Genomic DNA, 12,310 nt, shown 5'->3' with positions numbered 1-12,310 from the left:
TGCTGATATTAGTGGTGTTGGTTGCCACGTTGTCGTTAGTGGTTTTTAACTGAGAACCGTTAACCGCATCGGTACTGGATGCGTTCAGCTCACCCGCCGTAACGTTGGTGATTTTGCTGGTGGCATCAGAACCGTGTTTTGCACTGTAGACTTTTTTAAGCGAGTCCCATTGCAATGTATTATCGTCAAGACTTTTTAACGCTTCGCCAACATTATTAAAAGTACCGCTTTGCAGTTTGTAGTTAGGGGCGTTAACAATCCCTGCAGTACTCACGGAGGCGCCGCCGCCCAGACGGTCTGCGACTGACTTACTGATATCATAAAGCTGTGAACCGTTGATGGCATCAGTACTGGTACTGCTAATATCGCCTTTTGCCATGTGGACAATTTTACGCTGTAGTGTGTCGTTACCTACTGAAACAGTATTATCTTCCACCGCTGTGGAACCCGTGCCCAGAGCAACGGAGTTGACACCCGTTACACTGGACAGGCTACCAATTGCAATACTTTTTTCAGTACCGGCAACGCTTTCTTGTCCAAGCGCAATACTGTTTTCGCCGCTTGACTGACTTTTATTACCCAGCGCAATAGAATTTAAACCGTCTGCTTTTCCTGCCTGACCGAAAGCCATTGCTCCAGCTTTGGTTGCATTGGCTCCATATCCAAGCGCAACGGTATTGTCCGCGTTAGCTATGCTGCTTGAACCCAATGCCAAACTATATAATCCATTGGCTTCGCTTGAGGCACCCATTGCAATGGCACCATCGGCATTCGCTAAAGCCAGTCTTCCAAATGCCAGGCTATCAATGGCATTGGCTTTTGTATCTGAGCCGAATGCCAGACTATACTTTCCTGCGGCTAATGCCTGGTAACCAAGGCTGGCTGCATAATCAGCACCATCTTCTACTCTTGAGCCTCTACCTATTGCAGTAGAGTATGTACCACCGGTATAAGTCATCCCACCCAATGCAAGGGAATACTCTGCTTTTGACTCTGCGCCGCTACCGAATGCTGTGGATCTGTCCCCAGTGGCTATAGACATGTGCCCTATAGCTATTGATATCTCACCCAACGACTGACTCTCGTAACCGAATGCGGTACTTCCTTCTCCACTGGCTGTCGCTCCGGTTCCTATTGCAACTGCGACTCCTCCCTCTGTCTTTGAGGTAGCTTTTGCATTCTTTCCGATAGCAATCCAGCTATCGCCTTCTTGGGGAGTTTCAATGCTCGCACCACCATCAAGTGCACCTGCACCTGCCCCGAACGACGACATCAGTCCACCGGCAACTAATGCAGAAATTAACAGCTTGCTGCGCCCGCTCTTCTTCCCACGGCTTTTTGCCGTTTCGCTGGCGACGCTGTAACTCCCCGTTGCAGGGTTCCAGATAACTTTAAAAATTTTGTTCATTGTTGTTGCTCTCTATTCCTTGATATAAGTGCAATGACTGCATTTATTTTTTGCTTTTTTTCTGCCGGTTATCAGCAGGTGGAAGGTCGTCGAAGTTGATATTCTGCATATTAATAGCCAACTTCAGGTATTTCAGGTTGTTGGGAGACACCCCTTTTAACGTCAAGTTAATGTCTTGCCATTGACCCGGTAATAATTTCAGCGTGGAGTTCATGGTGGTGCTAAATAGCAGTTGTTGCCATTTGGCATATTCTTTTTGAACAGTAGGTCTTTCACCGCCCCAGGTGGCATGAAAACCAATATTTGATACGGGCACACTTAATAAATTGGCCAGTGACATATGAATAACACTGCCATTTTCTATTGCTTCAACAGATAACACCCGACCGGCAATACCCACAGACCCATTATTCAAAATAAAATATTTTGTTTGCGCTGGGTTAAATTCAGTAAAGACAAAGTAGTCTTGCTGACGTTTAATCTCTTTCACTACCTGAGCCAGCGTTTTTGTACTGTTTATTACGCTAATATTTTGTTTTTCAATGGTGCTTGTTTTTTTGTCTTGCTGTTCTAATTGTTTTTCGAGTTGATCGATTCTGGCCTTTTGTTCTTCCTGTTGTTTTGTTAGCTCATCAACTACTTTCGTTTTTTCGACGTAATCACAACCTGACAATACCAGCATTGTCGAAGCCGCCATGACGCTTATAAGAAAATTATTCACATTCATACAAAGTTATCCTTACATATCATCCCTGCTAGCAATTTGAACTAAGGGATGTGTCCATTTGTGGTTGATGCTTTTGTGATTTATACGGCTGGCTTTATGAATATTGCGAATACATTCATTCTAAAAATTATTTATTAAGTTTTAAAATTGTTTAATTGTATTAAGGAGGCGGATTTTAATGAGGAGGGTTGTCAGATGTCAAACACTGCATTTAAAGAAGAAAAATAGCTTTAATTTAATATTCACACAATCAATGTTTGGGGTGGATTTTTAGAATGTGGATGGAAAAAATACCGGCAAAAGTTTTATTTTATGAATGATATCGTCCATTTTCAGGCGTAGAACTAAACCTTTTACTGAACGCATTTTCAGATTGAGTGCCACTGGTAAAAAACTGACTCTACGAGGAAACAGAGGAAAAAGAGGAAGATAATTGTTACATCCCGCATTTATCTGCAACGCGGGATGTGAAGGAGATAGACAGGTAAGAGGGTTAAAACGCTGTCTTTGAGAACCCGGTCATCTCTTGCAGACCCATTTCACGACCCAGTGCGGTCATCGGATGCACTACGACTAACCCACGGACACTCTTCTTCAGCTTACCCATATCGGCTTGTTCTTTTTTGGTAATCGCACGCTGAAACGGCATCTTCATCAGCTTTTGTGCTTCTTTGCTGAGTTTCTGGCTATGAACTTCACGCAGGCGGGCAATTTCAGCTTCCAGCGTAGCTTTCTCTTTTTCCAGCTCGGCATACTTGTCTGCGGCTTCAACCAGCGACAGTTCGGCCTGCTGGTGGCGGATGGCGTCCAGGCGATCGCTAAGACGTTTAATTTCGTTTTTTTCGACTTCTTTCATGGGATGGCTTCTGATAAAGATAAATTTATAGCCCCTAGTATGCGCGACCAGGTGCTTTGTTCACAACTGATGGCATTGTAATAGTTTTGTTGGGTAACAAGTCTGGGGTTCAAAAATCATATAATGCATTGATTAATAAGTAATATAATCAGAAGGTGAGGGCAAGCGTTGTGGGTTTCGCACGTTTTCCTTAATGTCATTTTTATCGGGATCTAAACTAAAATCGGCGGTCGCGCATTCCCGGCGCGGGGTAATACGGAGATATTATTATGGGCAAATTAGGTGAAAACGTTCCGCTTCTTATTGATAAAGCCGTAGATTTCATGGCATCAAGCCAGGCGTTCCGGGAGTATCTGAATAAACTTCCCCCCCGTAACGCGATTCCATCCGGTATACCTGAGGAAAGCGTGCCGTTATATCTACAACGTCTGGAATATTATCGCCGACTTTATCGGCCGAATCCGGTAGAGGAGAAGTAAGCGAAAGTACTTACTTTTGAAAGGCTTTTTTTAAGCTGATTTTGGAAATCAGCTCTGTCAGTGAAAGGACCATTGTTGATCGCACAGCCTGTTGATAGCGTTGAACTTGCATCGCATACAAACTGGAGTCTATTGGTTCAAACTGTGGCGGCGGTGGTAGTGCCGCCACGCAATGCAGTTCGCCAAATGGCCCAAGAATTTCATCATCGGTAAATGCGTACTCGTTGCCGTCGTGGTTCAGCTCTTCCCGCAGTGCCATCAACAGTTCCGCATCTTCGTATTCATGGCGACTAATTACGCCAAGCCCATAAATCAGCTTTAAGCGCACGGACAAGTCGCCCAGCGGACCATCGCCGTCGAGTAATGGTTCTACAGCATACTTCACCGCGTAATCGTCTTTGCGGAATACCTGAAGCACCAGAAGATTCACCGCCTCGGTCAGGAGATCGACGGCGGTAATCAGAAAGCTTCGCACGGTTTTGCCAGCATTCAGACGCTCAAGCACACGGTTTTCAAAGGCCTGGGTTTGTTCCATTGTTGCCTGCATATCTGACAATCTGTTATTCGGGCGCAGGGAGTCCTGCGCCTGGTTCACCATTATTGCATTGCGTTATAAGCGGTTACCGCCTCGGTGACAACCTCGCTGTTGGCATCAAGCCCGGAAATGTGCGCCAGCGCAGCCTGCGGGCCTTTGTCGGCAATCAGCGCCGCCAGTTCTTGTGCCTGCGGATCATCTTCACTGCGGAAATGCATTGCAGCGGCAATACCTTCAATCAGATTTTTGTGCGGCAAGCCATATTCCAGCGTACCCAGCAGCGGCTTGATCAGACGGTCGCCAGCACTCAGTTTACGCAGCGGTTGACGGCCTACGCGCTCAACATCATCTTTCAGATACGGGTTTTCAAAACGACCGAGGATTTTCTGGATGTACGCCGCGTGCTTGTCCGCGTCAAAACCGTAACGCTTAATCAGTACTGCGCCGCTTTCTTCCATCGCCCCTTTTACCACCGCACGGATTTTCTCGTCGAGAATCGCGTCACGAATGGTCTGATGACCCGCCAGTTTTCCAAGGTACGCGGTTATAGCATGACCCGTATTCAGGGTGAAGAGCTTACGTTCGACAAACGCCATCAGGTTGTCGGTTAACTCCATACCAGGAATATTTGGCAGTGTGCCTTTGAACTGGGTTTTATCGACAATCCATTCGCTGAAGGTTTCTACAGTGACTTCCAGCGGATCATTCGTTGCAGACGCTGAAGGCGGCACGATACGGTCAACGGCGGAATCCACAAAGCCAACGTGTTCTTCTACCCACGCTTTGGCATCTTCCGGCAGGGCGTTCATCACATGACCTTTCAGTTGTGTTGTGCCACGTACCATGTTTTCACAGGCGATAATGTTCAGCGGGGATTCATTACCTTGCTCTTTACGTTTCACCAGCCCTTTGGCGATTGCCGGAGCAATGCGTTCCAGCACGACCGGGCCAACGGCGGTGGTGACTAAATCAACCTGGGCGATTAAATCAACCACGTCGTCGCCAATGCTGCTGACGGCATTAACGCCGGAAACGGTATCAACCTGCTCGGTTTCGCCGACAACGTGAACCTGATAGCTATGACGGGCATTCAGGGCATCAAGTACCACCTGATTGACATCGGCAAACGTCAGTTGGATACCCGCGTCTGCCAGCAGTTTACCGATAAAGCCACGACCGATATTACCTGCGCCAAAATGTAATGCTTTCATAGTATTAACCTTCATCAATGTTTTTACCCGAGAGGGCTGGGGTGAGGCTTTTCCCTCACCCAAACCCTCTCCGTGAGGAGAGGGGCAGCGCCGGATGCGGCGTAAACGCCTTATCCGGCCTACAAGAGCGTGCAAATTTAACAAACTGCGCTTTGTTTTGTAGGCCTGATAAGCAAAGCGCATCAGGCAATTAGCCCACCTTCTCCATGTGGAGAGGGTGGGCCTGGATTACTTACGACCTGCCAGCAGTTCCAGCACTTCATCCACGCTAGTGGTGTGTGCCAGACGCTCGATGACGGACTCATCATCCAGTGCGTTGGTCAGGCTGGTGATAACCTGAATGTGCTCGTTATTACGGGCAGCAATACCAATCACCAGACGGGCGATGTCATCTTCTTCTTCACCGAAGCGCACGCCTTCCGGGTACTGACAGAACACGACGCCTGTTTTCAGTACGCGATCTTTCGCTTCAACCGTACCGTGTGGCACCGCGATAGACTCACCCAGATAGGTCGGGGTCAGTTTTTCACGATCCAGCATCGCCTGTACGTATTCCGGCTCAACATAGCCGCCTTTCACCAGTTGTTCACCGGCAAAGCGAATCGCTTCTTCTTTGGTTGCCGCTTTGCGACCGAGGAAGATGTTCTCCGCGCCGAGCTTAAACAGGTTGGCGTTAGAATCGTCAAAGCTGTCTTTCAGGCTGTCTTTCACTTTCACTTCGTTTTCAGTATGGCGCTGGGCAGCAACCAGACGTTCGGTCAGGCTGGTGTACAGGCCGCTGTCGAGGAAGTTGGTCAGCGAAATATGCTGTGCCTGCGGAACCTGACGCATAGCACGTTCGGTCAGGTCACGGTGAGTGATGACCAGGTCCACATCCGGCGGCAGGTTGTTGATCGCGCTGTTAGTAACAGAAATCTGCGACAGACCTGCATCCTGAATTTTCTTACGCAGTACGCCCGCACCCATCGCACTGGAACCCATACCGGCGTCACAGGCAACGATGATTTTACGCACGTGGCTCAGGTCGTTAGTCACATCGCCAGCAGACAGTGGAGTAGCGCCTTTTGATTCAGCTTTCATCTCCTGAACACGACGCGCAGCCGCTTCAATATCGTCTTCTTCTTTCACTTTGCTGGTTTTCAGCAAAATAGCAGAGACAACGAAGGAGACTGCCATCGCCGCACACACACCTGCGATGTTAGCGAAGTAAGCACCTTTTGGCGTCATCGCCAGTACCGCGAGGATAGAACCCGGAGATGCCGGAGAAACCAGACCACCGCCCAGGATAGTCAGCGTGAACACGCCAGTCATACCGCCGAGGATAACGGCCAGGATCAGACGCGGATTCATCAGCACATACGGGAAGTAGATTTCGTGGATACCACCCAGGAAGTGGATGATTGCCGCACCGCCCGCAGACTGTTTAGCACTACCACGACCAAAGAACATGTACGCCAGCAGAACACCCATACCCGGACCCGGGTTCGCTTCAATCAGGAAGAAGATGGATTTGCCAAGTTCATGGGACTGCTGAATACCCAACGGCGAGAAGATACCGTGGTTAATGGCGTTGTTGAGGAACAGGATTTTCGCCGGTTCAACAAAGATAGACGCCAGCGGCAGCATGTCATGGACAACCATGAAGTTAACGCCCGCAGCCAGCATTTTGGACAGGGCTTCAACAATTGGACCAATGCCGAGGAATGCCAGAATGGCGAGGATCATCCCGATGATGCCAGCGGAGAAGTTATTCACCAGCATCTCAAAACCGGATTTGATCTTACCGTCTACCCAGCGGTCGAAGTGCTTAATGCACCAGCCACCCAGCGGACCTGCAATCATAGAACCGAGGAACATCGGCATGTCTGCGCCGACGATAACGCCCATGGTAGTGATAGCACCAACCACGCCGCCACGTTCGCCGCCTACCAGCTTACCACCGGTATAACCGATCAGCAGCGGCAGGAGATAAGTGATCATCGGCCCGACCAGCTTCGCCAGCGTTTCGTTCGGTAACCACCCTGTTGGAATAAATAACGCGGTGATGATACCCCACGCGATAAACGCGCCGATATTTGGCATCACCATGTTGCTGAGGAAACGACCAAAGCTTTGCACTTTGATCTTAATATCGGATGACATAAAAACACCCCTTCTTATGTTTGCTGTCGCGCAGGCTGGAAGCCCGAGGTTTTTTGTTAATGTGGCGGCAGAGGTAGCCGGACCTTGTAGATACTGCGAAATCTGGCACTGAATCGGTTAACTGTCCAGTCGACGGCCTTTTGTGTGATATCAGTCACATAAATATAGGGGGTAGAGAGGTAATTGACGTGATGTGCATCACAAAATACTTGTGTAAAAAAGCAACAAGGCGGCGATTTTCGCTAAAAATGGCATTAAAATGTGAATAACGTCACATTTTAATTTTAGCTGTTTGTTGAGTTATTGTGATCTGAATCACAAGATATTTTCTTCGGTAATTCACCTGGTGTGATCTGCAGCATGTTCTGACTTTGCCTTAAGACCGTTTTGTAACTGAGCAACTCATCACCTTTTTAAAATTATCCTTCGGTGTGATGGCGAGATTGGCAAACGCGGATTAATGTCAAAGTATCAGCCTGACTCCCTTCCGGCTGCCAGCCAAAAAACAACACTGATAAGCGTGAATCCGAGGCAGATATGTTTCTAAACTACTTCGCGTTGGGAGTGCTGATCTTCGTCTTTCTGGTGATTTTTTATGGAATCATCGCGATACATGACATCCCCTATCTGATTGCCAAAAAGCGCAACCATCCCCACGCCGACGCCATTCATACGGCGGGTTGGGTAAGTCTGTTTACCCTGCATGTAATCTGGCCGTTCTTGTGGATCTGGGCAACGCTCTACCAGCCAGAGCGCGGCTGGGGAATGCAGTCACATACTGCGTCGCAAGAGAAAGCGACTGACCCGGAAATTGCCGCGCTTTCTGACCGTGTTTCCCGGCTGGAGCACCAACTTGCAGCTGAAAAAAAGAGTGACTATTCCACGTTCCCGGAGATCTGATTATGGATCTGTTAATTGTTTTAACTTACGTGGCGCTGGCGTGGGCGGTCTTTAAAATCTTCCGCATTCCGGTGAATCAGTGGACGCTGGCGACAGCGGCGCTGGGTGGCGTGTTTCTGGTAAGTGGTTTGATTTTATTGATGAACTACAACCATCCTTACACTTTTACTGCGCAAAAGGCAGTGATAGCGATCCCTATCACGCCACAGGTGACGGGGATCGTGACTGAAGTCACCGACAAAAATAATCAGCTTATTCAGAAGGGCGAGGTGCTTTTTAAGCTCGACCCGGTACGTTATCAGGCGCGAGTAGACAGACTCCAGGCTGATTTGATGACGGCGACGCATAATATCAAAACGCTGCGCGCGCAGCTCACTGAAGCGCAGGCCAACACCACTCAAGTTTCAGCGGAGCGCGACCGTCTGTTTAAAAATTATCAACGTTACCTGAAAGGTAGTCGGGCGACGGTCAATCCGTTCTCGGAACGTGACATCGACGACGCGCGGCAAAATTTTCTCGCGCAGGATGCGCTGGTGAAAGGTTCGGTGGCGGAGCAGGCGCAGATCCAGAGCCAGCTCGACAGCATGGTCAACGGCGAGCAATCACAGATTGTGAGCTTAAGGGCGCAATTGACCGAAGCGAAATATAACCTTGAGCAAACTATTATTCGCGCGCCGAGCAACGGCTACGTTACTCAGGTGCTGATCCGCCCAGGCACTTACGCGGCAGCTTTACCGCTGCGTCCGGTGATGGTCTTCATTCCAGAGCAAAAACGGCAAATCGTCGCCCAGTTCCGGCAAAACTCGCTGTTACGTCTGAAACCCGGTGATGATGCGGAAGTCGTATTTAACGCGCTGCCGGGGCAGGTATTCCACGGCAAACTGACCAGTATCTTGCCGGTGGTGCCTGGCGGTTCGTATCAGGCGCAGGGGGTGCTGCAATCGTTAACGGTCGTGCCCGGAACGGATGGTGTGCTGGGAACCATTGAACTCGACCCTAACACTGATATCGATGCCTTACCCGACGGCATCTACGCCCAGGTAGCCGTTTACTCCGACCATTTCAGCCATGTTTCGGTGATGCGGAAAGTACTGCTAAGAATGACCAGTTGGATGCATTATCTTTATTTGGATCATTGAGGGGGCGGGGGAGATTATAGAACTTTGCTCTCTGCAAGGACTAATTATTTTTGCATATTATTTCATCGGCTGTGATGATTTTTCGTTAATATCCATTATGTTAAGAAGTTCGGGATGAGTGTGAACTCATTGGATTTTTTATCCGTCTTGATCTGCCGAAGGATCAGACTATACATTGTCGAGATCGCAATGATGATATGAGTTGTTCTTCTGCATCAAAAAAGAGCAGGAGTGCTTTTCCATCTATTGCGATGATGGCTTTATTATCTGAAGAATGACAGTTACATTTAAAAAATATTTAATTTATAGATCACAATGTGGGTTCATGGAATATATTTATACGACTATTTTTCTCTTAACTTTTAATTATCGTATCTATTATAACACTAAGTTTAAAAATTCCTGGGAAGTGAGTTGTTAATATATAGTTAAATAAAATAAAGTTATTATTCATCGATGCATTTTATAGAATCATCAATGGCTACCATAGTACTATTAATTCTCCAATTTATATTTTTATCATCATTGCAAATATTAACTGAATATATATCAATGATTTTTTTATTTTTATCTTTTATTTTGTTTACAGTTTCAATGCAATCAGCGACAAGTTGGTGTGGATTTAGATTCTTCAGATATGGTCTTATGATCTTTCCCTTGCTTAATAAATAGCATGTATAGGATTCGGAAAGTCCAGCATCTATTTTGTACATCATTATTCTAGATAAGGATGTGAGAAATGCCTTGTTATCATTAGCAGCCATATATGCCAGTCCGAGTTCAGCCTCTGCGGCTTTACATGAAAAATAGCTAAGTGAACACGCTTTTCGTCCCTCTTGGGTACTGGCTGATATTAGTGCCCATAATATTGCCTTGTCTGCCAAATCCAACTCTCTCTGAAATTGGTTTACAGTAACTGCATTCGCAAAAATAGAGAAAAAAAGCACAATTATTAATAACCTTGCCATATTTCTAGTCCGTCACTGTTAATGCGCTATCTGGCTCTGAAAATATTAGCTCATTTAATTTTTGCATGTCATTAGATGAACCAGTTATACAACCCTCGGAACAGAATCGAGGTCCTAAAGATGGACCAAAAGCGTTTAAACAACTATGTGTTAAAAATCCATCACGATTATACGTTTCTGTATTTTCTGACGGTACTAAACGTATACCATTAGGTTTTCTATTGGTTGCTCCAGGACCGTTAACATTCCAGCCCCATAATCCTTGAGGTATTGGGCCTCTATTTTGTAAGTGTGTACAACCAGGATTATTTTTACATTGCATATTATTACCAGAGGCGACTGGAATAGTAAGCACACCATAAGAATTATCATCACTTGGCGTATCTGAAACGCATGAAAGCATACCTAAAGTTATGCTGTATAAACAGGTCGCTAATCCCAACGGGTCAATATCAGTTATCGGATTCAACGGATACTGATAAAAATTCCATCTCCCCTTCAGCCCAATCGGATCCTGAGTGATATACCGCCCCTGCAGCGGATCATAATAGCGGTGGCGGTTGTAATACAGGCCGGACTCCTTATCATACTGCTGCCCCGGCAGCCGGATGAGCTGCTGCAGATGATGCGGGTTATCCTCACTCAGCAGATTGCCCCATTCATCGTATTCTGCGTACCACGCTGTTGCCCCGTCAGGGCTGATAAGCGCCAGCAGGTTATCCGGTTTGCTTCGTTGAGTTCACCACGCTAAAGCTCCGTGTCCACATAACCCAGGTCGGAGGCATGACCTTCTCTGGTTCGTTCCATCTAAAATGTCTATAAATAACATGGTTATTCAATTATTTTTTCTTTGAGTTCATTCTCAATCCAGCTGTCTTTATACCTGATGAAAATTTGACATTCTCCAATATTATCAATGCCACCAACATTTGTATTTGGAATTTGACCAACAGCAACTATAGTTGATTCAAAATATTCAACATTGACTTTATCTGTTATTATTGAAATTATATAATCATCTGGAATAGAGCCATTAGGGGTTATATTGAAGAAACTAACATCGGAAAATACTAAATAACCATCTTCTAAGTCTTCATTATTATAAAAATTCCATTCTGTTGTACCATAGGCTATCCTTGAGATTAAATTCACCTGAATTCTAATTTGTTTGTTCCATAAATCAAATTCAATTTTTTTTATTGCTCGATCACCAAGATATATTCTATCAAACATATTACCCTCTATTCTAAAAATACTCAGGCATTCCACACATTATATCAGCCTCATCTTGACTGCTTCCCGTTGACATTTCAACATACATAGCACAATAACATTGTCCAAACGTTCCCTCTCTACATGATCTAAGTGTAAACATATGTAAAACAGAACTAAAAAAGCTTAGTGTACCGAGCGATCTAATACCGATATGTGCGGCACTACTATTCCATGGTACAACGCGACCATTGACATCAAGGGATGGACCTTGACCTTTCATACCGCTACCTGTTCCTGGTAAATGTGCATGTGCGTGTGGTGTTGAATTGTTTGCATGCCCTATTGGATTAAGCCTATAAGCATTTGAATTATTCTGATAAAGAGTGTGAGTATCTGCACTTCCTGGATTATTGGGGGGATATGGGATTGTTTTGCCACCTACCGGTTCAACCATAATATTGCCTTTAGAATCACCTATAAATCTACCAACAGGTTGTTGAGTTATAGGATCAATAGTACAGGATTGACTTACAGGTTTTTGTCTGGGAGAAGGTAATGATAAGAGATCTAATCCCAAAGGGTCTATATACTGAACCGGATTCAACGGATATTGATAAAAATTCCATCCCCCCTTCAGCCCAATCGGATCCTGAGTGATATACCGCCCCTGCAGCGGGTCATAATAGCGGTGGCGGTTGTAATACAGTCCGGACTCCTCATCATACTGCTG

The 12,310-nt window shown here is 46.3% G+C and carries 12 protein-coding genes and 1 pseudogene; 3 read left to right on the top strand and 10 right to left on the bottom strand.

Annotation, left to right across the window (positions count from 1 at the left end; translation table 11 throughout):
- From WES_RS00745 to WES_RS00755, 3 genes are all read right to left on the bottom strand, one after another.
- The coding region (locus WES_RS00745) for an ESPR-type extended signal peptide-containing protein (protein WP_016235266.1) at positions 1-1,408 on the bottom strand (1,408 nt) is incomplete at its 3' end.
- Positions 1,409-1,451: 43 nt separating this feature from the next.
- Entirely contained in the window at positions 1,452-2,135 is a 684-nt protein-coding gene (locus WES_RS00750; RefSeq protein WP_016158936.1) for a DUF3251 domain-containing protein, read from the bottom strand.
- Positions 2,136-2,628: 493 nt separating this feature from the next.
- A complete protein-coding gene (locus WES_RS00755; RefSeq protein WP_000665684.1) occupies positions 2,629-2,991 on the bottom strand; it encodes a YibL family ribosome-associated protein in 363 nt (120 codons plus the stop codon).
- Positions 2,992-3,260: 269 nt separating this feature from the next.
- On the opposite strand from WES_RS00755, the gene yibT reads away from it, so the two are divergent.
- A complete protein-coding gene (gene yibT / locus WES_RS00760; RefSeq protein ID WP_000517102.1) occupies positions 3,261-3,470 on the top strand; it encodes a protein YibT in 210 nt (69 codons plus the stop codon).
- Between the two features lie 10 nt (positions 3,471-3,480).
- On the opposite strand, the gene mtlR is transcribed toward yibT, so the two are convergent.
- The 3 genes from mtlR to mtlA all read right to left on the bottom strand — a co-directional run bounded on the left by mtlR (position 3,481) and on the right by mtlA (position 7,358).
- On the bottom strand, positions 3,481-4,068 hold the full coding sequence (gene mtlR / locus WES_RS00765) for a mannitol operon repressor MtlR (RefSeq protein ID WP_000247990.1): 588 nt from the start codon (positions 4,066-4,068) through the stop codon (positions 3,481-3,483).
- Positions 4,068-5,216, bottom strand: a complete 1,149-nt coding sequence (mtlD, locus tag WES_RS00770) for a mannitol-1-phosphate 5-dehydrogenase (RefSeq protein ID WP_000645428.1) — start codon at positions 5,214-5,216, stop codon at positions 4,068-4,070. The genes mtlR and mtlD overlap by 1 nt, the downstream gene beginning before the upstream one ends.
- A gap of 228 nt (positions 5,217-5,444) precedes the next feature.
- Positions 5,445-7,358, bottom strand: coding sequence for a PTS mannitol transporter subunit IICBA (mtlA, locus tag WES_RS00775; protein WP_000093246.1), 1,914 nt, complete (start codon positions 7,356-7,358; stop codon positions 5,445-5,447).
- Positions 7,359-7,895: 537 nt separating this feature from the next.
- Between mtlA and WES_RS00780 the strand changes: the two genes are divergently transcribed.
- Positions 7,896-8,258 carry a DUF3302 domain-containing protein gene (locus WES_RS00780; RefSeq protein WP_016158937.1) on the top strand — a complete coding sequence of 121 codons (363 nt, stop codon included), beginning with the start codon at positions 7,896-7,898 and terminating at the stop codon, positions 8,256-8,258.
- Positions 8,259-8,260: 2 nt separating this feature from the next.
- Positions 8,261-9,397, top strand: coding sequence for an HlyD family secretion protein (locus WES_RS00785; RefSeq protein ID WP_016158938.1), 1,137 nt, complete (start codon positions 8,261-8,263; stop codon positions 9,395-9,397).
- Positions 9,398-9,843: 446 nt separating this feature from the next.
- Here WES_RS00785 and WES_RS00790 read toward each other — a convergent pair whose 3' ends face one another.
- The 4 genes and pseudogenes from WES_RS00790 to WES_RS23815 all read right to left on the bottom strand — a co-directional run.
- Positions 9,844-10,365 (bottom strand): Imm57 family immunity protein, encoded by a 522-nt coding sequence (locus tag WES_RS00790; protein WP_016158939.1) that lies wholly within the window; start codon positions 10,363-10,365, stop codon positions 9,844-9,846.
- A gap of 4 nt (positions 10,366-10,369) precedes the next feature.
- A pseudogene (locus tag WES_RS23820) lies at positions 10,370-11,077 on the bottom strand (RHS repeat-associated core domain-containing protein); the annotation flags it as partial.
- 119 nt (positions 11,078-11,196) lie between these two features.
- Entirely contained in the window at positions 11,197-11,598 is a 402-nt protein-coding gene (locus WES_RS00795) for a DUF6258 family protein (protein WP_016159343.1), read from the bottom strand.
- 13 nt (positions 11,599-11,611) lie between these two features.
- Positions 11,612-12,310: RHS repeat-associated core domain-containing protein (locus tag WES_RS23815; RefSeq protein WP_016235264.1), on the bottom strand; the 699-nt coding region annotated here is incomplete at its 5' end.

It is taken from the genome of Escherichia sp. KTE31 (genome assembly GCF_000407925.1).
Classification (GTDB): Bacteria; Pseudomonadota; Gammaproteobacteria; order Enterobacterales; family Enterobacteriaceae; genus Escherichia; species Escherichia ruysiae.
This window is presented reverse-complemented; position numbering and strand designations above follow the sequence as displayed.